At 53.8% G+C, this 26,033-nt stretch carries 27 protein-coding genes and 1 pseudogene; 4 read left to right on the top strand and 24 right to left on the bottom strand.

The window, feature by feature from the left end:
- Window positions 1-164: 164 nt before the first annotated feature.
- The 9 genes from CV945_RS12780 to fadH form a co-directional block, all read right to left on the bottom strand.
- Window positions 165-830 carry a potassium channel family protein gene (locus tag CV945_RS12780; RefSeq protein ID WP_044743254.1) on the bottom strand — a complete coding sequence of 222 codons (666 nt, stop codon included), beginning with the start codon at window positions 828-830 and terminating at the stop codon, window positions 165-167.
- A 178-nt stretch (window positions 831-1,008) separates the two neighbouring features.
- Window positions 1,009-1,251, bottom strand: a complete 243-nt coding sequence (locus tag CV945_RS12775) for a YkuS family protein (protein ID WP_044743255.1) — start codon at window positions 1,249-1,251, stop codon at window positions 1,009-1,011.
- Between the two features lie 55 nt (window positions 1,252-1,306).
- Window positions 1,307-2,440 (bottom strand): N-acetyldiaminopimelate deacetylase, encoded by a 1,134-nt coding sequence (locus CV945_RS12770; RefSeq protein WP_100659909.1) that lies wholly within the window; start codon window positions 2,438-2,440, stop codon window positions 1,307-1,309.
- 57 nt (window positions 2,441-2,497) lie between these two features.
- The gene (gene dapD, locus CV945_RS12765) at window positions 2,498-3,208 is read right to left on the bottom strand and encodes a 2,3,4,5-tetrahydropyridine-2,6-dicarboxylate N-acetyltransferase (RefSeq protein ID WP_011230549.1); all 711 of its coding nucleotides are present in this window, start codon (window positions 3,206-3,208) and stop codon (window positions 2,498-2,500) included.
- 196 nt (window positions 3,209-3,404) lie between these two features.
- Window positions 3,405-3,878: a cyclic-di-AMP-binding protein CbpB gene (cbpB, locus tag CV945_RS12760; protein ID WP_100659910.1), complete on the bottom strand. Its 474-nt coding sequence runs from the start codon at window positions 3,876-3,878 to the stop codon at window positions 3,405-3,407.
- A 102-nt stretch (window positions 3,879-3,980) separates the two neighbouring features.
- Window positions 3,981-4,184 carry an antirepressor AbbA gene (abbA, locus tag CV945_RS12755; protein WP_100659908.1) on the bottom strand — a complete coding sequence of 68 codons (204 nt, stop codon included), beginning with the start codon at window positions 4,182-4,184 and terminating at the stop codon, window positions 3,981-3,983.
- Window positions 4,185-4,308: 124 nt separating this feature from the next.
- Complete coding sequence (locus CV945_RS12750; protein ID WP_011230546.1) at window positions 4,309-4,542, bottom strand: hypothetical protein; 234 nt, start codon at window positions 4,540-4,542, stop codon at window positions 4,309-4,311.
- A gap of 48 nt (window positions 4,543-4,590) precedes the next feature.
- The gene (locus CV945_RS12745; RefSeq protein ID WP_011230545.1) at window positions 4,591-5,808 is read right to left on the bottom strand and encodes an EAL domain-containing protein; all 1,218 of its coding nucleotides are present in this window, start codon (window positions 5,806-5,808) and stop codon (window positions 4,591-4,593) included.
- Window positions 5,809-6,026: 218 nt separating this feature from the next.
- On the bottom strand, window positions 6,027-6,794 hold the full coding sequence (gene fadH / locus CV945_RS12740) for a 2,4-dienoyl-CoA reductase (RefSeq protein WP_011230544.1): 768 nt from the start codon (window positions 6,792-6,794) through the stop codon (window positions 6,027-6,029).
- A 143-nt stretch (window positions 6,795-6,937) separates the two neighbouring features.
- On the opposite strand from fadH, the gene CV945_RS12735 reads away from it, so the two are divergent.
- Entirely contained in the window at window positions 6,938-7,807 is an 870-nt protein-coding gene (locus tag CV945_RS12735; RefSeq protein WP_063330707.1) for a metallophosphoesterase, read from the top strand.
- Between the two features lie 68 nt (window positions 7,808-7,875).
- Entirely contained in the window at window positions 7,876-8,310 is a 435-nt protein-coding gene (locus CV945_RS12730) for a YkyB family protein (protein ID WP_014195334.1), read from the top strand.
- Between the two features lie 304 nt (window positions 8,311-8,614).
- On the opposite strand, the gene CV945_RS12725 is transcribed toward CV945_RS12730, so the two are convergent.
- From CV945_RS12725 to corA, 5 genes are all read right to left on the bottom strand, one after another.
- Window positions 8,615-10,024: a glycosyltransferase family 2 protein gene (locus CV945_RS12725; protein WP_100659907.1), complete on the bottom strand. Its 1,410-nt coding sequence runs from the start codon at window positions 10,022-10,024 to the stop codon at window positions 8,615-8,617.
- Window positions 10,021-11,043 carry a HEAT repeat domain-containing protein gene (locus CV945_RS12720; protein ID WP_100659906.1) on the bottom strand — a complete coding sequence of 341 codons (1,023 nt, stop codon included), beginning with the start codon at window positions 11,041-11,043 and terminating at the stop codon, window positions 10,021-10,023. The genes CV945_RS12725 and CV945_RS12720 overlap by 4 nt, the downstream gene beginning before the upstream one ends.
- Window positions 11,043-12,680 (bottom strand): GGDEF domain-containing response regulator, encoded by a 1,638-nt coding sequence (locus CV945_RS12715; RefSeq protein WP_100659905.1) that lies wholly within the window; start codon window positions 12,678-12,680, stop codon window positions 11,043-11,045. The genes CV945_RS12720 and CV945_RS12715 overlap by 1 nt, the downstream gene beginning before the upstream one ends.
- A 187-nt stretch (window positions 12,681-12,867) precedes the next feature.
- A complete protein-coding gene (locus CV945_RS12710; protein ID WP_100659904.1) occupies window positions 12,868-13,518 on the bottom strand; it encodes a glycoside hydrolase domain-containing protein in 651 nt (216 codons plus the stop codon).
- Window positions 13,519-13,586: 68 nt separating this feature from the next.
- The gene (gene corA, locus CV945_RS12705; RefSeq protein WP_198518515.1) at window positions 13,587-14,579 is read right to left on the bottom strand and encodes a magnesium/cobalt transporter CorA; all 993 of its coding nucleotides are present in this window, start codon (window positions 14,577-14,579) and stop codon (window positions 13,587-13,589) included.
- Between the two features lie 196 nt (window positions 14,580-14,775).
- Between corA and CV945_RS12700 the strand changes: the two genes are divergently transcribed.
- Both CV945_RS12700 and CV945_RS12695 read left to right on the top strand, forming a co-directional pair.
- Window positions 14,776-15,003, top strand: a complete 228-nt coding sequence (locus CV945_RS12700; RefSeq protein WP_100659902.1) for an IDEAL domain-containing protein — start codon at window positions 14,776-14,778, stop codon at window positions 15,001-15,003.
- A 154-nt stretch (window positions 15,004-15,157) separates the two neighbouring features.
- Window positions 15,158-16,318, top strand: coding sequence for an aminotransferase A (locus CV945_RS12695; protein ID WP_094239837.1), 1,161 nt, complete (start codon window positions 15,158-15,160; stop codon window positions 16,316-16,318).
- 147 nt (window positions 16,319-16,465) lie between these two features.
- On the opposite strand, the gene CV945_RS12690 is transcribed toward CV945_RS12695, so the two are convergent.
- From CV945_RS12690 to CV945_RS12645, 10 genes and pseudogenes are all read right to left on the bottom strand, one after another.
- Window positions 16,466-17,440, bottom strand: coding sequence for a quinone oxidoreductase family protein (locus CV945_RS12690; protein WP_047818064.1), 975 nt, complete (start codon window positions 17,438-17,440; stop codon window positions 16,466-16,468).
- Window positions 17,437-18,219 carry a 2-phosphosulfolactate phosphatase gene (locus CV945_RS12685; protein ID WP_047818063.1) on the bottom strand — a complete coding sequence of 261 codons (783 nt, stop codon included), beginning with the start codon at window positions 18,217-18,219 and terminating at the stop codon, window positions 17,437-17,439. Before CV945_RS12685 ends, CV945_RS12690 begins: the two co-directional genes overlap by 4 nt.
- Window positions 18,219-19,283 (bottom strand): phosphotransferase family protein, encoded by a 1,065-nt coding sequence (locus CV945_RS12680; protein WP_100659901.1) that lies wholly within the window; start codon window positions 19,281-19,283, stop codon window positions 18,219-18,221. Before CV945_RS12680 ends, CV945_RS12685 begins: the two co-directional genes overlap by 1 nt.
- Before the next feature lie 98 nt (window positions 19,284-19,381).
- Window positions 19,382-19,966, bottom strand: a complete 585-nt coding sequence (locus tag CV945_RS12675; RefSeq protein ID WP_044743271.1) for a TetR/AcrR family transcriptional regulator — start codon at window positions 19,964-19,966, stop codon at window positions 19,382-19,384.
- A gap of 92 nt (window positions 19,967-20,058) precedes the next feature.
- Window positions 20,059-21,678: a long-chain-fatty-acid--CoA ligase gene (locus tag CV945_RS12670; protein WP_100659900.1), complete on the bottom strand. Its 1,620-nt coding sequence runs from the start codon at window positions 21,676-21,678 to the stop codon at window positions 20,059-20,061.
- Between the two features lie 20 nt (window positions 21,679-21,698).
- A complete protein-coding gene (locus CV945_RS12665; RefSeq protein WP_094239832.1) occupies window positions 21,699-22,481 on the bottom strand; it encodes an SDR family oxidoreductase in 783 nt (260 codons plus the stop codon).
- A gap of 20 nt (window positions 22,482-22,501) precedes the next feature.
- On the bottom strand, window positions 22,502-23,713 hold the full coding sequence (locus CV945_RS12660; protein WP_015374320.1) for an acyl-CoA dehydrogenase: 1,212 nt from the start codon (window positions 23,711-23,713) through the stop codon (window positions 22,502-22,504).
- 137 nt (window positions 23,714-23,850) lie between these two features.
- Window positions 23,851-24,756: pseudogene (locus CV945_RS12655) on the bottom strand (NAD(P)-dependent oxidoreductase); the annotation flags it as partial.
- 59 nt (window positions 24,757-24,815) lie between these two features.
- Entirely contained in the window at window positions 24,816-25,601 is a 786-nt protein-coding gene (locus CV945_RS12650; protein ID WP_015374318.1) for an SDR family oxidoreductase, read from the bottom strand.
- A 104-nt stretch (window positions 25,602-25,705) separates the two neighbouring features.
- Entirely contained in the window at window positions 25,706-25,927 is a 222-nt protein-coding gene (locus CV945_RS12645) for a hypothetical protein (protein WP_015374317.1), read from the bottom strand.
- Between the last annotated feature and the right edge of the window lie 106 nt (window positions 25,928-26,033).

Below are 26,033 nucleotides of genomic sequence, written 5' to 3'. Positions count from 1 at the left end.
TATATCATACACAAAAGAAAGGGGGGAACGCGCATTCCTCTCCCACTTACTCCCTTTGGTCGTTGAAGTGGGAGTCTCCTGCGCGAAATAGGATGAAACCGCAATATTGTTTCCGGTTTAGAGGGACGTTGCTTTTTTGCCGTCGGAACAAGCCGTCCGGCCGGTCACGAGCCGACAACTTTTTCTTCAAACCGATCGATGTCGCTGTCGGCGCCAATCACGACCAACACGTCGCCTTTGCGGATGATTTCCGAAGCGAGCGGGGAGACGATGACGCTTGTTCCACGCTTGATGGCGACGATGTTGATGCCATAGCGGGCGCGGATGTCAAGCTCCAAAAGCGAATGGCCGTCAAGCCGCTCGCTTGCCACGATTTCGACAATGCTGTATTTGTCCGACAGCTCCAGATAATCTAGGACGTTGTTGGAAATCAAGTTGTGGGCGATCCGCTCGCCCATGTCCCGTTCTGGATGCACGATTTGGTCAGCGCCGATTTTTTTCAGCACTTTTTCGTGGTAATCGTTTGTCGCCTTGACCGTAATATGATTGACGCCAAGCTCTTTTAAAATCAGGGTCGTCAAAATGCTCGCCTGAATGTTGTCGCCAATGGCGACAATGACGTGGTCAAAGTTGCGGATGCCTAAGCTTTTCAACACATTTTCGTCCGTCGTATCACCGACGACGGCGTGTGAGGCGACCGCCGCAAATTCGTTCACCCGGTCTTCGTCAATATCGATGGCCAACACTTCCATCCCTTGTTCACTCAACGTGCGGCAAATGCTGCCGCCAAACCGCCCGAGGCCGATGACGGCAAACTGTTTCTTTTTCATCAGTGATTCCTCCATCGCTTGCCCATCATTGCTTTTTTTCTTATTCTATCAAAAAAGAAGGAGAACGAAAACGTTCTTCCGCTTCTTTTTCCTCATGCTGCCTTTTTCTAATCGGCCGGCCCGCGCCTTTCCGCAAAAAAACGGGCTGCCTGCGCACACAGCCCGATGAATTTCGTCGTTAGCGAAGTTTTTCTTCAACTTTTTGGCAAATTTCTTCCGCGGTAAGCCCGCTCGCTTCAATGACCGGACCGGACGTGACGATGTTGTGAATGCCGGCAACGTTTGCATCCAAGCCGGTAATGACGCAGCAGTCGCAGCCTCTTGCGTCTTGCTCCCCTCGGAGCGGCACAACGTCATATCCTCGCTCTTTCAACGCTTCCTGTACGTCCGTCAACGATGGCTCAACACCAATTTTCGCCATCACAATCCACCTCCTCACACTCATTAATGTGTGTTGCTAGAGGCGGAACTATACTTCATTCTGCGTTTCCTTTCCATGAAAAATAGTCGATTAAAAACGCGATGGCGCGGTCGATCGCTTCCTCGTTCGGAGCCAGTTTTGCATGGTGCAGCCCATATGGTGAGGCGACGCCAAGCCAAAACATAAAACCCGGGATGTCCGCCAGCATATAGCCGAAATCTTCGCCAGTCATCGCTTCTTTGCAACGGATCACATTCACGCCGCCGTGCGCCTTGGCAAACTTCATAAATTCCGCTGTCAGCGCCGGATCGTTGTACACTTGGTAGTACATGGCGCCGTAATCGATCGCCGCCTCGCATTCGTAGGCCACTTCGATTCCGCGCACGATCGCCTCAATCCGCCGCTTCACCTTCTGCATCGCTGCAGTCGACAGCGTCCGGATCGTTCCCTCGAGCCGGGCATGTTCGGCGATGACGTTTTGCACTGTCCCCCCGGCAATTTTCCCGATCGTAATGACGGCGCTGTCGAGCGGATCAACGTTGCGGGCGACGATCGACTGCAGCTGAACGACGAGCGTGCAGGCAGCGACGACCATATCGTTCGCCAAATGGGGAAAGGCTGCATGTCCGCCTTTTCCTTTTAAATCGATAAACAGCTCCGATGTATTGGCAAACAACAGTCCTTCTTTCGTCGCGATAGTGCCGACCGGATATTCCGGGGCGATATGCAAGGCGACGATCATATCCGGCCTCCATTCCTGCATGATGTCGCTTTCTAACATCGGCTTTGCTCCGCCCGGTCCTTCCTCGGCCGGCTGGAAAATAAACAGCAAGTCATCTTGAATCGGATGATGTGCGAAATGGGTGAGCACGCCAAGAGCGATGCTCATATGCACATCGTGGCCGCACGCGTGCATGCGCCCTTCATGTTCAGAGCGGTACGGCAAACCGGTCTCCTCGCGAATCGGCAGCCCGTCCATATCGGCGCGGTAGCCGATCGTTTTGCGCGGCGATGTTCCGTTGACTTTGACGAAAATCCCCGTTTTCCACGTCCGGACTTGAAGCCGCTCTTGCGGCAGGGACTGGATATAGCGAAGCAAATATTGCTGCGTCTTAAACTCCTGAAACCCAAGCTCCGGAATTTGATGCAAGTCGCGGCGAATGGCGACAAATGGGCTGATCGCTTCCATCCTCTCTCCTCCATTGGAAAAAAGCTGCCCCGTGAGCGGACAGCTTTTTTCCCGTCATTATAACTGGCGAAGCTCTTGTTTAATTTCCGTTTTCGCTCTCGTTTGTTCGTCGATTTGCTTAATGACGCGCGCCGGCACGCCGGCGACAACGGTATACGGCGGCACATCCTCGACGACGACCGCCCCGGCGGCGACGACCGCCCCTTTGCCGACGGTGACGCCTTCCAAAATAACGGCATTCGCGCCGACAAGGACATCGTCTTCAATGACGACCGGCTTGGCTGATGGCGGCTCAATGACTCCGGCCAACACCGCTCCGGCGCCAATATGGCAGTTTTTTCCGACCGTCGCCCGGCCGCCGAGCACCGCATTCATGTCGATCATCGTTCCTTCACCGACAACCGCACCGATGTTGATGACCGCTCCCATCATGATCACGGCGTTGTCGCCGATTTCGACATGGTCGCGGATAATGGCGCCCGGCTCAATGCGCGCCTTGATGCCTTTCAAATCTAGGAGCGGAATGGCCGAGTTGCGGCGGTCGTTCTCGACGACATAGTCCTCGATTTTGTCTTGATTCGCTTCGATTGCCGCTTGAATGTCTTGCCATTCGCCAAACACGACGCCGACGTTGCCCGTGATAAATGTTTTGGCGCTTGAGCCGAAATCGATGCCTTCGAGATCCCCTTTTATGTATACTTTGACTGGTGTCGATTTTTTGCTGTTTTGAATAAAGGAAATGATTTCATTGGCGTCCATCATCTTCATGGGCGATATCCTCCTTTACACCTGTATTCTTTTTTACTTTAGCAAAACAGAGATCATTGTGACAAGCACAAATTCATCGAGCAAAATGCTGTAAATATCTTCTCGAAGGCTTGCACTTGCGGAAGTTGCCACGCAGCTTCCGAACTGATCAGCCAAAGCCAGCTGCTCTTGTTATTGCACACGATTATCTTTCTGCTCATTGTTCAGCCTCTTTTCGGCCTAGCTTCCGGCCGCCATTAGGCCTGTGCAGCTGTTTATTCAGTTGCTTCAGTACTTCCCGTCGAGTGAAAATGCCTACAAAATATCCGTCGTCATTTTCCACACACACGAACGGATGATTGACAATAAGCCCCACTGCCTTCATCAGGCTGTCGTCAAGCCGCAGGCGCGGAATGTTTCGGTTCATCACTTCTTCGACCTTCATCGTCTCGAGACGTTCAAATTCGATGCGCTCCAATCCTAAAATTGCATCCATCATCATCGTCATGCTGATGAGCCCATGCAGTTTATACGATGTATCGAGAACTGGAATCGCTGAATAGCCGGTTTTCGTCAGGACGAGCAGCGCATGATCCAAATAATTTCCCGGCTGCACATGCGCCACTTTATCCACCGGAATCAGAAATGGCTTGACAGTCATTTGCATGAATTCATTGTGTTCCCATGTCATGCCGATGTTCCGCCTTTCTTCTGCATCTTCTCCTCTCCACATTGTTATCATACCATAAAAAAGACTATCGCTTCCTGCGATAGCGATAGTGCACAACAATTTTTATCCTTCCTCTTCCTCTGTCAACAGTCGGTCGTATAAACGCAACAGCTGCTGGTACCGGTGTTCATCGACCTCCTTGTCTCCGTTTTCGATATCCGCCAGCTCGGAGCGGATGAGCTCGAGTGCATATTGCTGGCTGAACAAAACGTCAAGCAATAACGCCGCTTCCTCGCCCGACAGCCTTGTCGGCAGCCGCTTCGTCATCTCCATTCCCCCTTTGCCTCTTCCGCTTCCATATATATTCGCCGGCAAAGGAAAAAAGTCGTGGAAAAAAGCGTCATTTGCGGACAGGCAAAAAGGCCACCCATATGAATGGAATGGCCTTTTTTCAATAATAGCGCAACGCCAAATAACCAATGGCAAAAATGGCGAGCAAGACAGCGAGTACATAAGCGAGGAACACCGGGTTGCGCAAGTAGGCATGCTCCTCGACCGTTTTCGGAATCGGCCCGTCAAGCTCCCCTTGCCAACGCTGTTGGCGTCCGAGGCGAACCGTATAGACGAACCCAATGACCGCGATCAATACAGAGAGGGCGGATAACACAAAAGTTAACTGTGCCATAAGTTTCACCTCATGTTTACTTTGCCGCAATGAGGCGATTTTATGCAGTCAATAATGGGCGTCATGCTCAAACAAATAGCTGTACGACAAGTCAATAAACAAGTAATGGCGCTCATCGATCGGATACGAATACGTCCGGATCGTTTCCCCTGTTTCAATATCCGTGTATAAATCGGACAAAATCCCTCTTCGGCGCGAGCGCATGCGAATAATGTTTTCCAAAAAATACGGGCGCCAGCTCCAGTTTTTCATATAATATTGCGGCTGAAGCTCCCACCGGCCGCCGCGCTTGAACATATTGCCCGACTGCTGGAAGCCGTCCTCATCACAAACATAAATGCGGAAGCAAACATCGTCGAGCTCGCCGGCCAACAGGGAAATGAGCTCGTTAAAATCGGCGGCTTTTTTGTATTTGCCAAGCAGCGCGCTGATCCGCTGCTGAAACTGCTCAGCAATTTGATACAGCGTTTCAAGCTTTTTCTTTTCCTGCTGGATGAAGCGATGGCACTCTTGGCGGAGCAAGTCTTTCAACAAATCGCGCGGCACAACCTCTGGCGCCGGCTTGGCCAAATAATACCCTTGATAATAGCGGCCGCCATGCCGCCAAGCATACTGAAGCTGAAATGATGTTTCAATATCCTCATACAGGAGCGTCGCTCCGATTTTGCGCGCCAACAGCGAAATCGAGTGAACGATTTCCTGGTATGCTTGATGAACGGACGTTTTCCGCAATTCACGCAAATCGATTTTTAAAATGTCAGGCGACAAGACGCCGATTCGCTCAAGATGAATGCTATGTTCGGCGATGTTGTCGACCGCCACTTTAACGCCGTATGTACGAAGATACGTCAATAAATGGCTGAGCTGATCGACGTCTCCCTTGAAATGCTGCTCGTTGATTTCCAAAACGATGCGGCTTGGGGCCAACCCTTTCGCTTCATAGGAGAGAAGCAGCTGCAAAAACGACTCGCCGCGGTCAAGCATCAGCAAGTTGGCGTCGCGGTTTAAAAAAATGAGCAGCGTTTGATCATCAAGCGACAGAAAATAGTCGAGCGCTTTTTTCGTGATCACATCATCCACTTCGATGCGAAATTCTTCTGGAATGGTTTCATCGTGAAAAAACGGCCCAAGGCTGACCGGCCCTGTTTCCGTTTGAAACCGACCGAGCACTTCATAGCCGACGACCCCATGCTCATCGGCGCTGAAAATCGGTTGATAGTGCGGAATCACTTGCGGCAAGTTGGCCATCACGTCTAATGCATCCATCGTGTTCACCTCATCCCCATCGACCATCTTTGCCTTTATTATAGCATAATTGCCCAATCGTTCCTGACTCGTAAAAAAAAAGCGGCTCCCCTGACAGCAGGGAATCCGCTTGTGACAAAGGCCGTTGCGTGCAATGAGCCGGTTGCCCGCGATAAATGAAGAAATACCGCCTGCAATCCCTTTTGGGTGAGGACCATCTTGCTTTATGGCAAATTTGATTAAAACGGCCGCCGGTTCAGCCATTGGCCGCCGTCGACTGTGATGCAAGCGCCGTTAATGTAAGCGGCTTCATCCGAAAGCAAAAACGAAGCGACCGCCGCGATTTCTTCCGGCGTCCCGAGCCGCCCGAGCGGCACGCTTTCCAACGTCATCCGCTCCGCTTCCTCTGATTCCCAAAGCCGCTCCGCCCCGCCAGTCCGCTCAATCGGTCCGGGAGCGATCGCATTGACGCGGAAGCCGTACTTTTTCCCCCATTCCACAGCAAGCGTGCGCGTCATTGCCAGCACTCCAGCCTTGGCGCTCGCTGAATGAATGACCCCGGCGCCGGCATGCCAGGCATATGTCGCAACGATGTTGATAATGTTCCCTTTCAAGCCGCGCTGAATCCAGTAGTTGCCGACTTCCCGGCTGCAGTAAAACGTGCCGTTTAACACAATGTTAATGACGCTGTTCCAGCCGTTGATCGACAACTTTTCCGCCGGGCAAATGAAATTGCCAGCCGCGTTGTTGATGAGGGCATCGATGCGGCCGAATTCCGCATCAGTCCGCTCCACCATGTGCGCCACTTGTTCCGGGTTGCGCACATCCATCGGGATCGTAAGCACTTTCCCTCCATCCGGCGCGGCGATTTCCCGCTTGGCCTCTTCGAGCGCCTCGGCCCGCCTTCCCGTAATGACGACGTTGGCCCCATCAGAAACAAACCGCTTCGCCATATATTTCCCCATTCCGCTCGACCCGCCGGTCACAATGATCACTTTTCCGTTCATCCATTTCTCCTCCTATGACTGATTACTCATTCATTTTTATCATATCATAAAATAGTGGAATATTCGAACATCTTAGTCCTCCTATTGTCCTTTTCCCTCTCTTTTCGTTATAATAAAGCTGCTTGTGAAAGGACGGCGAAACGATGCACCATATCGAAACAACCAAACTAAGCCGGCGCGCCTTTTTGAAAAAGCTGGCGCGCACAAGTTTCAGCGCAGCGCTGGCGATGGCAGCCGCCTCTGGATACGCCCGCTGGATTGAGCCAGCCGAGCTGACCGTGACGCACCATGCGCTGTCGCATCCGTTGATCCCAAAGTCGTTTGCCGGCGTCAAGCTGCTGCAGTTCAGTGATCTCCATCTCGGCCATTATTACGGCTTGAAACGCTTTTACCGCATTATCGGCCGCATCAACGAACTCGGGCCCGATCTCGTCGTATTCACAGGTGATCTGCTCCATGAGGCGAACCGGTATCCGCACGTCAACGCGGTCGCTGAGGCGTTGGCTGGCGTCCGTGCTCCTCTTGGAAAATTTTGCATTTACGGAAACCATGATCACGGCGGCTACGGGACAGATATTTACCGTCGATTGATGGAACGAGCCGGGTTCCGCGTTCTCGTCAATGAGCATGCACTCGTCCGGCGCGGCCACGGGGCGATCGCTATCGCCGGCAGCGACGATATGATGCTCGGACGCCCGGACTGGTCGAAAATGACGAACGGCATTCCTCGGGCGACATATACGATCGCCCTCGTTCATGAGCCGGACGGTGCCATTGAGGCTCGCCGCTTCCCTATTCACGTTCAACTCTCCGGCCATAGCCACGGCGGGCAAATTCAGTTGCCGTTTATCGGACCGCTCATCACGCCGCCGTTGTCTGAGCGGTATTATGAAGGGTTTTACCACGTCGGCGGACTCTTGTTGTACGTCAACCGCGGCCTTGGCACAACAAGGGTGCCGCTTCGCTTCTTCGCTCCGCCGGAGTTGACCGTTTTTTCGCTTACCCCCGGATAGAAGTAGGACAAACCGGGCAACAACACCGCTTCCTATGTTATAATAGAAAGAAAAAAGGAGACATGCCGATGAAACCGGTGCAATTAACGGTCGACAATATTGCCAAAGCGATTTTTACCGTCAACCGCCATGCCAAAACAGCATTGAACCCTTCGTTTCTTTATCTTCTGAAGAAAAAAGCGATCGAGAAGCTGCTTGAGGAGGGCAAGGCGAAAAAAGTGGGCCTCCATTTTTCCCGCAATCCGAGATACAGTCAACAGCAATCCGACGTGCTTGTCGCCGTCGGCGACTACTACTTCCACATCCCACCGACAAAACAAGATTTCGCCGCCCTTCCGCACCTTGGCTCTCTCAACGATTCATACCGCAACCCTCCAGCTCGGATGCCGCTGTCAGAGGCAAAAGCCATTCTCATCGCCTACACCGGACTGAAGGAAAAGCCGGAACAAAAGCCGAAACGGCTGACAAGACCCGTATTTAAACGGCTCGGCGACCGCTATTAAGCGGACGCCGGTTTTTTTCAACAGTGGGCACATCTTAGCGCCGGGTCGGCAACAGGGGCATCGATGTCTCTTTTGCTTCAACCTGCTTTTTCGCCCACCCTGTCTTGCAATGAAAGTCCCCTCTCGTTTTCGCTGCACTAAGAGGCGGTGAAAAGCAACCATTTTCCCTAAATTGATGATTCTCGAATGAAGAGGAGAACAATATCCGTAAGGCTTCTCCATTTGAGGAGAAACATGATTGGGCCGCCTTTCCTGTTCAATCACCGGCCTTCTAAAACAAATAAGCCAGCCGCTGTTCTGTCGGCTACGCTGAGACCCCTTTCCTCTTTATGCTTCCCCATTGTTTTTTTCGACGAATGGCATCGATCACCCCTTCGCACCGCCACCAAGCGGTAAGCGGACGGTACCAAAACGTCTCGGTCAACGCGAAGAAAAACAGCTTCACCAAATCAGAGATGCTCGGGAACTTCCGCTCAGTCCACTCTTCAAGCAAGACGGCTACTGCTGATAACAGCGAACCGTACAAAACCGAAACCGTCAGCAACAAAAGAGCGAATTCGACGTACAAGTTTCCGAGAAATAAGGAGAAAACAACGACAATATAGCCCATCAATTCAACGATCGGACCAAGAAGCTCAATGAACCAAAAATACGGCAGCGAAAGAAGGCCGATTGAGCCATATTTTGGATTGAACAGCATCGATCGATGCATCCATAAGCTTTCCAAAAGCCCGCGATGCCAGCGTCGCCGCTGCCTCCGCAAATCGCCATACGTTTCCGGTGCTTCCGTCCAGCAAACCGGGTCGGGGATGTAGATGATTTTTTTCGCCTCGTTTTTTTCCCGCGCCAGTCGATGCAGACGCACGACGAGCTCCATATCTTCGCCAACTGTATTAGCATATCCCCCTGCTTCAATCACCCAAGGCTTGGAAAAGACGCCGAACGCCCCAGACACAATCAGCAGCAAGTTGTGGCGGCTTAAGCCGAGACGGCCGAGCAAAAACGCACGCAAATATTCAATCGTTTGCATAATGACGAGCGGCCGCCGCGACAACCCAACCTGGACGATCTCCCCGCGTTCAATCCGGCAGCCATTGGCGATGTGGACGCTTCCTCCAGAAGCGATGATCTCCCCGTCGGACTCAAGCATTGGTTTCATCACTTTCAAAAACGCGCGCCGCTCCAAAACCGAATCGCTGTCAATCGTGCAAATGTATGGATAGCGAGAAGCGTTGATTCCCGCGTTCAACGCATCCGCTTTCCCACCGTTTTCTTTATCCAGCACAAACAAATGGGGATAATTAAGCGACTGATAAACCGCCTTAATTTCCTTTGCGTCCAGCTGGCGGCGAATGATGCGATAGACCAGCTGCAAATGAAAATGCTCAATCAGCCGTTCAAGCGTTTTGTCAGTCGATCCATCGTTAATGACAATGACCTCGTACTCAGGATATTCAATAGCCAGCAGCGACCGCACCGAACCGACGATGCCTGCTTCCTCATTATAAGCGGGAACAAGAATGGACACCGGTTTGGCATAGCTCGCATCGAGCAGCTCTTCATACGGCTCCCAGTCATCAAGACGATGAATGCGGCGCAAATGGATGAACGAGACAACAAGCAAAAAGGCATAAAAAAGAAGAACGATGACCATGTAAATCAGTACAATATGTCCTGCGACCCAAAGAAACGAACGCCACGCTTCCACTATCATTCTCCTCCTCCAAGCCACTGCCTCGCCATATCACGAGCATAACGATCCGATGCTGTGCGCGCCGCGGCGCGCAACGCCGTTCGGCCTCCCGGCAGACGCGCGATGGCCGCGGCGGCTTCAGAACGAACAACAAATGAACGGTCGCTAAGCCGCTCATACAGCAACGGAAGAAGCCGCTCTTCGCGGCATTTTCCCGCCAGGCGGGCAGCCATCAGCCGCTCTTGCCAATGGGAGGAGCACAAATGCTGCTTGAGCCTCTCCGCTTCAAGCGGCATGCCGATTTCTGCCATCGCCTTGAGCGCGCGGATGCGAATTTCCGGTTCTTCTGCTGCCAGCAGGCGCCGCAAAAACCGCTGTTCTTGCCGGCGCCGGATGCCGATCATATCGATAAACGCATACTTTCCGGCCGGCGGCAGCTCGGCAAACCGTTGTTTCACCTCTTCAAGCAGCCGCTCGCTCATATGGCCGAAAATGAGGCGATACGCAAATTCCGTCAGTTCGCGGTTTGGCCTAAACACATAGATGGCCACTGGATCGTAATCGAACTTGGCGAAAATGGTTAAAATTTTTGCCACCTCTCCCCTTGTCGCCCCATCCGCCCGATGCAGCCGCTCGAGGTCTGGCAACATCGCTTTCATATGCAAATCTTCAATGAAAAATAATGCGTTCATCCGTTCGCTCCAATGCCGGCTCGCCAATTGCCGGCGCAGCCAACCTTGAAAATGGGTCTCGGCAAACGCTCGAATGCGCACTTGCACGTCTTTTCCTTTAAGCAATGAAGCAAAGCCATCGAGCAGTTGAAGCACCGCTTCCCGTTCGAGCGGAGACGAAAAACGAAACGAAAGCTCCTCTTCGCCGAGCAAATAGCGAAGCAAAGGAAGCCGGTGCTGTTCTTTATAGAAATGAAGCCGGGCTTGGCGCCGGTTTTCCCGCCATTTGCGCACGACTAAATAAAGAAACAGCCCGGCCAGCACCGCCAATAAAACAGCAACCATCAAGACGGCGACAATGAGCGCCATTACTCATCAAACTCCTTTAGCAGCCGGCGCAGGCGTGCCTCCAGTTCCAGCCATTTAAACGGCTTCGTCACATACTCGTCCGCTCCTTCGTCAATGGCGCGGGCGATGTCCCGCTCATCTTGGCGCGACGTCAACATTATCACCTTATACGGCTTTTGCTGGCGGCGGAGGCGGCGCAACACCTCAAGACCGTCCATTTTCGGCATCACCCGGTCCAAAATGACGACGGAGCGCTTCTCGCCTTTGTACACCGGCGATTCGAGAAATGAAAGCCCGTCGCTAAACTCGTAAATGTCCGCCTCCCGTTCTTGCTCGTCCGCAAGCTTGCGGACGAGGTCAGCGATGACCGTCCGCGCCAGTTCATCATCGTCGACGATCGCAACAGACCATCGTTGCCCATTGCCTTGGCGTCGTTCTTTTTTCGCTCGGCCGCCATCGGTCGGAACGGCTTCCCTCTTCGCTTCTTCAACCCGACATCCCCCGCTCTTTTTGGCTGCGTACAGCGCTTCGTCAGCCAGACGAAGCCAATGCTCAAGCGGTTCGTCTGGGTCATCGCACTCAACAAAACCAACCGAGAAAGTGCATGACAGGCGCACGCCGCCGGCTTCGATTTCCTCAGCAGCAAATTGGCGCTGCAGCCGTTTGAGCACGCGATGCGCTTCATTTCTTGTCGTTTTGGCCAGCCAGACGACAAACTCCTCTCCCCCAAAGCGAACGACCGTATCCATCCCACGCGTATGTGCAAGCAAAAAAGCAGCCAGTTTCTTTAACACCGCATCGCCCGCCAAGTGACCAAACCGATCGTTAACTTGCTTAAAACGGTCCAAATCAAGCAGCGCCAAACAGCTCGGCGTCCGAGACCGCTCTAAATCGCTCCGCAAACGAGCGTACACTCGCGGCAAGTACTTTCGGTTGTAAACGCCGGTCAATTCGTCAATCAGCACTAACTGATCAATTTTCTGCTTTTTTTCCACAAGCCGGCGGATGCGAATGAAAAACTCGCCGACCGCGACCGGCTTTGCCATGACATCGTCGGCGCCGATCTCATACCATTTCAGCTCCTCGCCTTTTCGTCTGTTCCCACCCACAATGGCCACTGGAATATATGAATGGCGGCCTGCATCGTTCAAAAAAGCGTCAAAAACGGAAGCATCTGCGCCGTCCTCCTCAAGTATCACCACAATGCAATCTATGCCCAATTGTACTAAAGAGGCCGCAGGTTGTTCAATAAATGGAAGTGTGATGAAACGCCACGGCGTCGTTTGCAACGAACCGCGCAAATACGCAGAAAACAGCGGATCGTTTCCGCAGAGGAGAATGGCCGCTTCCGGCCCTTGGCGGCCGGGAGGGGAAACGAACGAAGCATCCGATTCTCCCGCTTCATAGCAGCAGCGAAGGAGCGGAAACATCTCCGCCAACGCCTCCTCCGCTGTCCATTTCCGTTCCTTTTGCTGATTCATCCGGCGAGAAAGGCGGTCTGCTTCAACAGCGAGATCGCTGCGGTTCATCACCGCCGCCGTCCGGCCGACAGCGTCTAAAAACCGGATCAGCTCCGCCCCCGCAAACGGCTCTTCCGTCTTCCATCGTTCATACTGTTCCTTCAATCGGCTTAATAACGAAGCAGTGTAAGAATCCAATCTCCCCCTCCTTTCCGCCCATCGGCCTGCCGTTCCGCCGTTTGTATTTTCACGTTCATCCTCCCTTTTTCCTATTAGTAATATAGTCGGCAGGGGCGAAAAACATTATCAAAAAAAATGAAAGCAAAACAGCCTTTTTTCGTCCATGCATTCAAAAAGACCGTTGCTTCATGGCAACGGTCTCGATTCAATACAAAAAATCGAGAAGGCGGCGGTCCGCCAAATTCGTATCGACCGGGCACACTTCGGCATCACGCCCGTACTGCCACACCCACACATTTGCGCTGCAGGGCGGGGCCGCCGGCTGGTAGCGCGGCGCTTTTTGCTCTTTCGTCGTTCCCGGCCTTGGGGCTGAACTCCAAATAACAGCCTGCACCGCCACTTGATTGTTCCGTGCGGCCGCTTCACAATAGGCAGCGGCAAAGTCTCCTTTCGTCGGATCCGCATACAGCCCCGGGCGGTACCCGGTCGGATAGAGCGTTTCCACCCAAGCCGCGATCCAAGCCGCATCAACCGCAAAAAAGTCCTCGATATTGGCAAACAGCAGTTTATTTTTTGGAATGCCAAGCCGCCGCGCATGGAATACGGCGTTGCGCGCCGCCACCTGTCCGTTTGCATAGCCGACCGCCTCTCGGAAGGCGTTGTAGATCGGCAGCACTTTCACCCCATAGTTGCGAATGCGGGCGATCTCCTCCCGCGTCAATCCTTCCGATACGTTCGGCACCTCGACCAAATAGCGGCCCCAAAACTTCGGGTAGCCGAGCTCGGTTCGCACGCACTGAAACAGCTGATCCGTGACCACCTGCGCGGAATCGACTCCCCAAATGCCTCTTACCATCCTTCCCCCTCCTTTGCGGTCACGCTGCCATAGTTATGTATATGAGGGGGAGCGCTTGTTTTATACGGCTACCGGCGGCGCTTCCGTTCCTCTTCCGTCCAATCGCCTTTCAACAATTGAAACCAGCCGTTGCGCTTAAACCAAACAAACATCGTCATGCCGATCACGGCCATAACAGCCAATACCGCAAAGTAGCCGTATTTCCAGCGCAACTCAGGCATATAGTTGAAATTCATCCCATAAATGCCGGCGATAAAGGTAAGCGGCATGAAAATCGTCGTAATGGCCGTAAACGTCATCATAATGTTGTTCATTCGATTCGAGTTCAGCGACAAATAGCTGTCGCGGATATCTGCTGTAATCTCGCGGTTGGTCTCGATCATTTCCGACAGCTTCAATAAATGGTCGTAAATGTCGTGAAAATACAACTGTCGTTCTTTCATGCGCTGCAGGCGATCGGAGTGGATGATGCGATACAACAAATCGCGCATCGGCACGATCGTCCGGCGCAGCTTCGACAAATCGCTGCGGATATCAAACACCTTTTCGATAATGTCGTGAATCGGTTCGTTATTCGTATTCTCCTCCAGGTCATTCAACACATCCTCAATATGATAAAGCGGCGGAAAATAATCGTCGACGAGCTTGTCAATGAGCCGATACATAACATGAAACGGCCCTTGCTGCACATCTTGCTCGCGCTTCAGCCGCTCCCATACGTCATCCACCGCATGGATCGGTGACTTATGAAAAGACACGATGAAATTTTGCCCGACAAATAAGTCGACTTCCTCAGCTTCAAGCGTTGCCCCGGCGATCGCGTGAAGGACAATAAATAAGTAACGGTCATAAAAATCGAGCTTCGGCCGCTGCACATACTCCAAACAGTCTTCAATGGCAAGCGGATGGAACCGGAAAAAAGAAGCGAGCAAGTCCGACTCCTCATCCGTCGGCTCGTGAAAATCGACCCAATACCATGAAACGTCCGGGCTGTTGACAAACGTCAAATCAACATCATGCAGAATCTCAAACTCTTTTGTTATCGCACATGTACGGATCATCACCATCACACCTTGCCATTTTTTCTCTTCTCTTATCATAACCGAAAATGTGTTACATCCCAACCTAAAAAGGGTACAGAAAGATGTAGAGAAAAATTGGCAAAAAAATTTATCAAAATTTTCTTTACATTATCGCCAAAAACGACGATAATATAAAAAAGGGAACCCTTTGTTCCCATATGGGAGGGAATCAACCATGTACGAAAAACAATATCCAAATGAAGGCGCCGTCTTGTTCAATCAACCCGAAGAAAAAAACAGCTATGGGCCGATGGCGGAACAAGTGTTGAAAGAGGCGATCTTTCAGTTTCAAAGAAAAAAACTGATGGAACAAATTGATGAAGCGCTCGCGGCCGGCAACAAGCCGTTGTTTTTCAAGCTTTCCGCCCAATATAACGATTTGTTGAAACAATACGGCGCGTAAAAGGAGCGAATAATGTTGGATTGTGAATCATCTATGACCGGATGAGCCCCGTTTCCGTGTGCAGAATGACGCAAACGGAAAGGGGCTCATTTTTATTTTTTCGTTCTTCGACATAAATGGTACAATAGAGGAAAAACGGAAAGGTGGACAACAAGTGAGACACCTCATTCAGCCACGCGTTCAAGCGATTCAATTATCAGGCATCCGCCAATTTTTCAACCTTGTCGCTGGACGGCCGGGGCTTGTTTCCTTGACGATCGGCCAGCCGGATTTTCCAACTCCCGAACATGTGAAAGCAGCCGCTCAAGAAGCCATCGCGGCGGATTTTACAACGTACACGGCAAACGCTGGCCTAATTGAGCTGCGCGAGGCGGCTTGCCAATTCGTCGCTGACAAGTACGGCCTTCGTTACACGCCGGACGAAGTCATCGCCACCGTCGGCGCCAGCCAGGCGCTTGATATTGCGTTTCGCACCATTTTAGAGGAAGGAACAGAGGTGCTCCTTCCCGCGCCGGTCTACCCCGGCTATGAACCGCTCATCCGCCTGTGCGGGGCGAAACCGGTGTACATCGACACAAGGCCAAACGGTTTCCGTCTGTCGGCTGAGCTCATTGCGCCTTATTTGACGGAAAAGACGCGCTGCCTCGTTCTTCCATACCCATCAAATCCAACCGGGACGGCGCTGTCAGCCGAAGAGCTTGAGAACATCGCTTCCCTTTTGAAAGGACGGCCAATTTGGATCGTATCCGACGAAATTTACAGCGAACTCGTCTATCGCGGCCGCCATCGTTCGATCGCCGAATGGCTGCCCGAGCAGACGATCGTCATCAATGGCTTAAGCAAATCGCACTCGATGACCGGCTGGCGCATCGGATTTGTCTTCGCCCCGTCGTTTGTGATTGAACAGATGGTGAAGGTGCACCAATACAGCGTCTCATGCACCTCGTCGATCAGTCAAAAGGCGGCCATTGAGGCGCTGACCGCCGGCAAACATGACGCCGAGGCAATGCGCGCCGCCTATGCGGAACGGCTCGAGTACGCTTACAACCGCCTAACCGCGATGGGGCTGCCGGTCGAAAAACCGGACGGGGCATTTTACTTGTTTCCATCGATCGCCGCCTTTGGCATGCCATCGTTTGACTTTGCCCTCGATGTCGTTGAAAAAGCCGGTGTCGCCCTCGTCCCCGGCAGCGCCTTCTCCGAATACGGCGAAGGCCATGTCCGCCTGTCGTATGCTTATTCGCTCGATGTCCTGAAAGAAGGGCTTGACCGTCTTGAGCGGTATATCGACAAAAAGGCGGCAAGTGCACGCTGATGGCGCCCCTTAAGACCGGAGCAAGACAGGCTTTCGCTTTTTTGCGCCGGGTTAACTCAAAAGCCGTCTGTCCTTCCGTAAAATACAAGATTGAAAAAGGGGCTGACCGAAAACAAGAGTGTGTTTTCGGGTCAGCCCCTTTGTTGCTCACGGCACCAACAGCAGTTTGCCGCTCGTTTTTCGCCCTTGCAGCAGGCGGTGCACCTCGGCCGCGCGCTCGAGCGGATAGACGCCCCCGATGGTCAACTCAAGGCTTCCATCCCGCACCCAAGCGAGCAGATCGCGCAAGCTTCGTTCATATAGCGCCCGTTTTCGCATGACTTGCGGCAAGAAAAAGCCAACGACCGACCAGTTTTTTGCCATCAAACGGACCGGATTGAGGCGCGTCATCTCCCCGCTCGCCGCCCCGTATACAACCAAGCGGCCGAACGGGGCAAGGCAGTCGAGCGTTTGATGGAACACATCGCCGCCCGCCATTTCCAAGGCGACATCGACGCCGCGTCCATCTGTTGCCTCCATCACTTCCGCCGCCCAGCCGTCCTTTGTATAATCGATCGTGACGTCGGCGCCGAGCCGCGCGGCTAACGCTCGCTTTTCCTCCGTGCTGGCGGTGGCGATCACCGTTTTCGCCCCGAACCGTTTCGCCAGCTGCACAGCGAGCGTGCCAACGCCGCCAGCGGCAGCGTGCACAAGCACGGTTTCCCCTTCCTCCAGCCGCCCCATTGTCGTCAAAATATGATAGGCGCTTAACCCTTGCACGGGCAGAGCCGCCGCCCGGCGGACGTCCAACCCGTCCGGCAGCGGCACGACCGCGCGTTCGTCAACCGCCACAAACTCGGCATAACCGCCTGATTCAATCAACGCGACAACCCGCTGGCCCGGGCGGATGGCTTCCACATCCGGACCGACTTCGCGGACGATGCCGGCCACCTCGGTGCCGGGCACGAACGGAAGCGGCGTCGGCACAACGTAGCGCCCTTCCCGCCTCGCTGTATCGGCGTAGTTCACACCGATCGCCTCAGCTTCAATCACCACTTGCCGTCCCGATGGCAACGGGCGCTCAGCCTCTTTTACTTGCAGCACTTCCGGACCGCCGTACTCAGCAAATTGCACGATTTTCACTGTTCATTCCCCTCTTTCGTCATCTTCATTTGCACGATATCGCGCACTTCCGCCGCCAACGGCCCTGGCTCGAGTTTCGGAATGACGGAAAGCGCTCCGTGCCGGTTGATGTAGTCGATCTCCTTTTCGAGGCCATAAGCCACCATCCAACGTCCGACCCGCGAGGCGGACAACACTTCTTTTGCCTTCTCCTCGCTTGCGTATTGCCGGTAAAACAGCCAAGCAGCCATCGCGCTGTCGGACAGCTCCGCCGCGGCGATCCCCTGCTCGACTAGACAATGGACAAAATATCCGGCGCCATAAAAGTCCTCCAAGCAAAAACGCCCGGATGAACCGGCGCAAATGGCGATAACGGTCTCTTCTTTGTGCGAACGGCCAATATGTTCGCTGACCGCCGGGCTGTTCAGCAAGCTCGCCGCATAGACCGCGCGGGCCGGCATTGCCTTGCGGAGCGCCACGGTGCCGTTTGTCGTCGACAAAACGACCGTTTTCTCCGGGCATACCGTCTGCAAAAACAGCGGCGCGGGCGGATGAAAGCCGGCGATCGTCCTTCCTTCGCTTTCCCCGACAAGCTCATAGCTCCCGCCAGGCAATCGGCGTCCGACTTGCTCCGCTTCGGCAGCGTTGTACACCGGAATGACGGAGCGGGCGCCCGCCGCCAACGCCGCAGTGATCGATGATGTGGCGAGCAAAATATCGAACACAACGGCGACCTTGGCATCGGCGAGCGCAGTTTCATCAATGTCTTCTTTGCGCAGCACGACATGCACTTTCGTCATCATGCGCCTCCCCGCCCCGCCAGCTGCCATGCATGCTGAATGAGCGCCTCGACAAACTGGTTGAAATGGCGAAACCGCTCGTCGTTCGTCTGGCCGCGGCGATAGCGGTAATAAATTTGCTGGCAAATGACCGCTAATTTAAAGTAGGCAAACGTTAAATAAACGTGTATATCGGACACATCACGGCCGCTTTTTTTGGCATATGCCTCAATAAACTGTTCGCGCGTGTAAAAACCAGGCCGAACGGTGACCGGCGCGCGGCCAAACCCGTGTTTGACAAGCGGCGGATCATCCTCCTCAATCCAATAGCTCATCGCCACCGCCAAATCGGCCAGCGGATCGCCAACGGTCGACATTTCCCAATCGAACAAGCCGACCATTTTCGTCACATCGTCTTTGGCAAACAAAGCGTTGTTCAGCTTAAAGTCGTAATGGATGACCGTCGCCTCTCGCTGCGGCGGAATATGGGACGCCAGCCATTTCATAAGCGCTTCGGCCTCCGGGATATCATCCGTTTTCGCCCGTTCGTAACGTTGGATCCATCCGTGCACTTGCCGTTCCATAAACCCATCCGGCTTTACCATCTGAACGAGGCGTGTGTTCGTATAATCAATTTGATGGATACGGACAAGCGTCTCGACCATCGTCTCAGAGATGCCACGGCAAACGTCTTCTGTCGGGATGACGCCATCGGGAAAATCACTGTCAATCACGACGCCATGCCGCCGCTCCATGACGAAAAACGGACTGCCGATCACCGATTCGTCTTCACAAAAATAGAATGGTTTCGGCGCCAACGGGAACAGCGGATGGATTTCAGAAAGCCACGTGCTCTCCCGCTTCATATCGTGCGCTTTCGGCGGCACCGGGCCGAACGGCGGCCGGCGCAGCACCGCCTCCCACTCCCCACAGCGGAGCAAATACGTCAAATTCGACCGGCCGGCGGAAAATTGCTGGATCTCGAGCTCCCCATCCGGCATGTCCGGCAGCACCGTTCGCAAAAACTTGGCCAGCTTCCCTGCCGGCAGTTCTTCCCCCTTGCGCACTGGAATAATCGCTGTCATCTCCCTCTCCCCCTTGGTCAACAATTCAAGCGCGCCATTGCCGCCGCACGAACAGCATCCATCGACACACCTCGGATCAAACTTGTTTGTCTCTCTTTTCACTCGGCTTTCGAGACAGACGGCGCGTTCATGCCATCAAGCAGGATCTCCACCATCTGCTTCGCCACCTCGGCATCGGTCAGCTCGCCGTCCGGACGAAACCATTGGTAGCTCCAATTGGCCGCCCCAAGAACGGTAAGCGTGGCGATCGATGGTGACAAATCGCAGCGCAGTTCACCGCTTTTCATTCCTTCCTCAATCAACGACTGCAGCCGATAGCGGAACAAATCGCGCTTTTCTTTTACTTTCTGTAAATGCTCTTCATTCAAATGCTTCATTTCACGAAAAAAAATACGCGCTTCCCGTCCCTGCCGTTCGACATTATGGATGAGCATGAAGACGATGTCATACAGTCGTTCCCGCACCGAGCGCTGTGTATCGCTTATAATCCGCTCCTCTTCGTCCAGCAGCCATTCAATGTAGCGAAGGTGAATATCCATCAACAGTTCTTCTTTGCTTGTAAAATAGTAATAAAACGTCCCTTTTGTCACCCCGAGGGCGTCAACGATGTCTTGGATCGATGTTTCGCTGAACCCATTTTGTTCAAACAGCTCAATGCTGGCAGCCATAATTTTCTCCTTCATGTTTTTACACCTCTTGCCTAAAATGTAGTCGCTGCCAGCTATTGTACCATAAAACGGCCAAGCCTGCTTCGGACTTGGCCGAAAGCCCTCTGTTATTGCGGGCGGGACGCCTCTTCACGCAAGGCGCGGCGCAAAATTTTCCCGACGTTCGTCTTCGGCAGTTCGGCACGGAACTCGACAATGCGCGGCACTTTGTACGCCGCTAAGTTTTTTCGGCAATGGGCAAGAATTTCTTCTTCGCTTGCCTGCATTCCATCTTTTAAAACGATAATCGCCTTCACCGTTTCGCCGCGATACGGATCAGGCACACCAACTGCCGCCGCCTCTCTCACCGCTGGATGTTCGTACAACACCTCTTCAATTTCACGCGGATAAATGTTATAACCGCCGGCGATGATCAAATCTTTTTTCCGGTCGACAATCGTCACATACCCTTCCTCGTCAATCGAAGCCAAATCGCCAGTGTACAGCCAGCCATCGCGCAGCGCCACGGCCGTTTCTTCCGGCATGTTCCAATACCCTTTCATCACTTGCGGTCCACGGATAATCAGCTCGCCGACTTCTCCTGGCGGCAATTCCTGCGTGCCGGTCGCCACGTCGACGACTTTGTACTCCGTCAACGGCATGCCAATGCCGACCGTACCTGGCTTGCGCGCCGCAAATGGCGGATTGCAATGCGTCACCGGCGACGCTTCGGACAAGCCGTACCCTTCAAGGACGACCGCCCCAGTTTTCGATTCAAAATCGCGCATCAATTCAAGCGGCATCGGCGCGCTGCCGCTGTTGCACGTTTTGATGCTGCTGATGCCGTACTGTTCGACGCCCGGCGTATTGGTAATCGCGACGTACATCGTCGGCACTCCCGGAAACACGGTCGGCTGTTTGTCGCGGATCGTCTCGAGCACTTCTTTCAGCTCAAAGCGCGGCAGCAAAATGTTTTCCGCCCCCTGGTAAATGGCCAAGTTCATTCCCGACGTCATCGCGAACACATGGAACAACGGGATGACGGTTAAATACCGCTCTTTGCCGAGCTCAAACGTTCCTTTGAAAAACTCGGCGCATTGCAGGACGTTGACGAAAATGTTGCGGTGGGTGAGCATCGCCCCTTTGGAGCGCCCCGTCGTTCCTCCCGTATATTGCAATACAGCGACGTCGTGCATCGGCTCGATCGGCACCGGGCGCACCACTCCGCTTCCTGCGGCAAGAAATTTGTCAAACGTGACATCTCCTTCCGCGAGCGCAACGGACGGCGGCGCGCCAAGGCTGACGGTGACCGCCTGCTCGACGGCTGTTTCCCCTCTGACGGCAGCGAGGCGCGGATAAAGCGGTTCATAAATGACAATCATCTTGGCGCCGGAATCTTTGAGCAAATAGGCAAGTTCGCGCTCAACAAGCATCGGGTTCACTTGGGTGACGATAGCGCCCGCCTGCAAAATGCCGTAATAGGCGATGACATATTGCGGGCAGTTCGGCAGCATAATCGCGACGCGGTCCCCTTTTTGTACGCCGCGCGCCTGCAGGCTTGAGGCAAAGCGGTTGACCGCGGCCGCGAGCTCGGCATAGGTGATCGTCTTATCGTAAAATGTCAACGCCGGCTGGGAGCCGAATTCCCCCGCCCGTTCCTGGAGCACATCGCATACCGTTTTGTCTGGAATATCGATGTAAAACGACACATGCTCCGGATAAAAAGGCAAAGCCCGTTTTTCGCTCATTTCGTCTCCCCCTTTTCTCGTTAAATGCCGGTCGCATGGCTGCCGCCGTCAACGACTAACAGCGCACCGGTGACAAACGCAGACGCCGGCGAGGCGAGAAACAGAACGGCGCCTTTTAAGTCATCCTCGCCGCCAAAGCGGCCAAGCGGCGTATGCTCGAGCACTTTTTGCCCCACTTGCTCGAGGACAACTCTTGACATTTTCGTCGGGAAAAAGCCCGGCGCCACCGCATTGACGCGAATGCCGTGCTTCCCCCATTTTGCTGCTAGGTCCCTCGTAAACGTAATGACCGCCCCTTTGCTCGTGTTGTAGCCGATCGTATTTAAAATGTCCGGGTGCGTGCCGCCAAGGCCGGCGACGGAAGCGATGTTGATGATGGCGCCGCCCGTTTGCTTCTCAATCATCACCTTGCCGGCCGCCTGGCTCATGAGAAACGTGCCGGTTACATTGACGTTCATCACCTTTTGCCATGCTTCAAGCGGCATCTCTTCGACCGGCGCTCCCCACGTCGCTCCGCTGTTGTTCACCAAAATATCGATGCCGCCAAACTCCTTCACCGTCGTTTCGACGACATGTTGGACATCATCCGGGTTCGTCACATCACACTTTAGCGCCAATGAACGGACGCCCAGCTGTTCCAACTTTTCTTTCACTTGCTCGCACGCCTCCACTTTGCGCGAGCAGACGACAACGTTCGCCCCCGCTTCGGCGAGGCCGACGGCGATTTGCTCGCCGAGCCCGCGCCCGCCGCCGGTGACGATGGCGGTTTTTCCTTCGATTTTAAACAAGTCCAACACATGCATAAACGCCACTTCCCCTCCCTTTATTGTTCATATGGACGCAACTCAAGCTTGGCTACTTGCTCTTTATGCACCTCATCCGGCCCGTCGGCCAACCGGAGCGTGCGCGAGTTCGCCCACATGGCAGCAAGCGGAAAATCGTTGCTCACCCCGGCGGCTCCGAACGCCTGAATGGCGCGGTCGATCACTTTTAAGGCGACATTCGGAGCGACAACTTTAATCATGGCAATTTCTTTGCGCGCCGCTTTGTTGCCGACCGTATCCATCATGTACGCTGCCTTCATTGTCAACAGGCGCGCTTGCTCGATCTCAATGCGCGACTGAGCGATCCAATCGCGAATGACGCCATGGTCCGCAAGCCGCTTGCCGAACGCCACCCGCGACTGCACGCGCCGGCACATAAGCTCAAGCGCCCGCTCCGCCGCTCCAATCAAGCGCATGCAATGATGGATCCGCCCCGGACCGAGCCGCCCTTGGGCGATGGCAAATCCTTTCCCTTCTCCCCAAATGATGTTCTCTTTCGGCACCCGCACGTTGTCATACGTAATCTCCGCATGCCCGTGCGGCGCATGGTCAAAGCCGAACACCGGCAGCATCCGTTCGATTTTCACCCCCGGCGTATCAAGCGGAACGATGATCATCGACTGCTGCTCATGCTTCGGGGCATCCGGATTCGTTTTCCCCATCACAATGGCGACTTTGCAGCGCGGGTCGCCGGCGCCGGACGACCACCATTTCCGCCCGTTGATGACGTATTCGTCCCCGTCGCGGACGATGGAAGCGCGAATGTTCGTCGCATCGCTTGACGCGACGTCCGGTTCGGTCATCGAAAAGCAGGAGCGAATTTCTCCGTTCAAGAGCGGGATGAGCCATTTCCGCTTTTGTTCTTCTGTTCCATAGCGGACGAGTACTTCCATGTTGCCGGTATCCGGCGCATTGCAGTTGAACACTTCCGGAGCGATGAGCGAACGGCCCATAATTTCGCAAAGCGGCGCGTATTCGACGTTCGTTAAGCCGGCTCCGTATTCGCTGTCCGGCAAAAACAAGTTCCAGAGCCCTTCTTTTTTCGCTTTTTCCTTCAGCTCTTCGATGATGGGCGGCACCCCTGACCATCTTGACTCTTGGGCGTTCAGCTGCTCCTCATACACCCTTTCGTTCGGATAAATGTACTCTTCCATGAAAGCGCTTAATTTTTTGATCAACTCTTGGACTTTCGGCGAATAGGAAAAGTCCATGTCATCCCCTCCTTGTATACTAACCGGTTAGTATGTTCCCTTTATTTCTACTATACCTCGACCAGAAGAAATATTCAATATTTTTTGATAAATATATCTCACATTCAAAAAAAGAGAGGACGAATCCGCCCCCCATGTCACTGTCTGATATAGCGTTTGTACAATGCTTGCGTGCCGCTGTTTTCCTCACCGGCTTGCGCCAGCTCCTCATACATTTGTTTGGCGAGCGCCAGCCCTGGCAGCGGCAAGTTCATGCGCTCTGCTTCTTCAAGCGCAATTTTCATATCTTTAATGAAATGCTTGATGTAAAACCCCGGAGCAAAATCGCCTGACAACATGCGCGGCGCCAAGTTGCTCAGCGACCAGCTGCCCGCCGCCCCTTTGGCGATGCTTTCCAACACTTTGAATGGATCAAGACCAGCCCGCTTCGCATACGCCATGGCCTCGCAAACGCCGATCATATTGGTGGCGATGGCAATTTGGTTGCACATTTTCGTATGCTGGCCGGCTCCAGCTCCTCCTTGCCGCACGATGTTCGTGCCAAGCCGCTCGAGAATCGGCTTGCACGCCAAAAAGACGTCCTCATCACCGCCGACCATAATCGTCAACGTTCCTTCGCGCGCACCGATGTCACCGCCGGACACCGGGGCGTCCAACGCGTGAATCCCTTTTTGCTTGGCTGCTTCATAAATGGACTTTGCAAGCGTCGGCGTTGACGTCGTCATATCGATGACATACGTTCCCGGCCGCGCATTCTCCAAAATGCCGCCTTCGCCGAAATACACTTGCTCGACATCGTGAGGATAGCCGACCATCGTGATGACGACATCCGCCTCCCGCGCCAAATCAGCGACCGTTTCCTTCCAAACCGCCCCTTCCTGAAGCAAGTCTTCCGCCTTTTCTTTTGTGCGTGTATAGACGAGAAGCGGATAGCCCGCCTTCAGCAAATGGCGCGCCATGCTTTTTCCCATGACGCCAAGGCCGATAAACCCGATCGTTTTCAACGCTGTCCTCTCCCTTCTTGTCCGTTTGGCCGCAAGCGCCCAGCGATCTGCCCACCACCTGCGCTTCGCTTAGCAGCGGAGGCTTCTTTCGAAAATCGTTAAATCGCTTTGACCATGCCGCCGTCGACGATCAACGCTTGTCCGGTGACGTACGAGTTCGCTTCGGACAATAGAAAGACGACGACGTTCGCAAATTCTTCCGGCGTCCCGTAGCGGCCGAGCGGAATGGCGCTTTTCATGCGCGCTTCCATTTCCTCTTTTGTAATGCCAAGCTTTTCGGCGTTCACCTTATCTAAAAAGGCGACGCGTTCTGTCGCAATCCGCCCGGGAGCGACGGTGTTGATCAAAATGTTGTCCCGCGCGAATTCCGTCGCCAACGTTTTCGTCAGCCCGACAATCCCGGTGCGAAACGTGTTCGACAAAATCAAGCCCGGAATCGGTTCTTTGATCGATGACGAAGCGATGTTGACAATTTTGCCGCCGTTTTTCTTTAAATATGGCAGCGCTTCACGAATCAGCCGAATGTAGCTCAATAAATTGAGCTCAAACGCATATTGCCAGTCTTCGTCGCTCACCGTTTCAAACGTTCCCGCCGGAGGGCCGCCGGCGTTGTTGACGAGCAAATCGATCGTCCCAAACGTTTCGACCGTTTTGGCGACCAGCTGGCGGATGTCTTCCGCCTTCGTCACATCTGCACGCGTGTAGGCGACGCGTCCCTTATGCAGCCCATTCAACTCCTCGGCTGCTTCCTGCAGCTTTTCTTCGTTCCGGCTCGTGATCATCACGTTTGCTCCTTCGAGCACAAGCGCCCGGGCGACCGCTTTGCCGAGCCCTTGGCTTGAGGCGGCGACCAGCGCCGTTTTTCCGGCTAATCCGTACTCCATTGCCATCCCCCCCGAAAAATAGTCATATCAAGTAAACAATATTCGCGTTTGTTCGCCGTTTTCCTTCTTTTTTCGTTCACGAAAAAAGCGATCCGCTGGGCGAATCACTTTTTTCCTTCCATGAGAGAGCGAAACCGCTTCATTCCTTCCTCGACAGCAAGGGAGTCGACGTGAAACGGGTCGGGGTTGGCCGCCCGCATCGGATCGGCGTCAATCCGTACACCGATTGCCTTGGCGCCGTCGGCAGTTGCATCGTTGATGATGCTTTCGCGGGCGCCGTCACGGTGAAAGGAATGTGGATGGTCGTTTCGTCCGCGTTCCGGCATCAATGGTTCCCTCCCTCTAGAAATGTTGATTTATCAAGGCTTTTCGGCCCCTCAGGGGTGTCCAAAAAATATTTTTCGACAAAATCTCTTACATCCTTTTTCAGTT

Source organism: Geobacillus sp. Manikaran-105 (assembly GCF_002809955.1).
Taxonomy (GTDB): Bacteria; Bacillota; Bacilli; order Bacillales; family Anoxybacillaceae; genus Geobacillus; species Geobacillus thermophilus.
The sequence above is the reverse complement of the archived record's forward strand: the minus strand, read 5'-3'. Positions and strand labels throughout refer to the sequence as shown.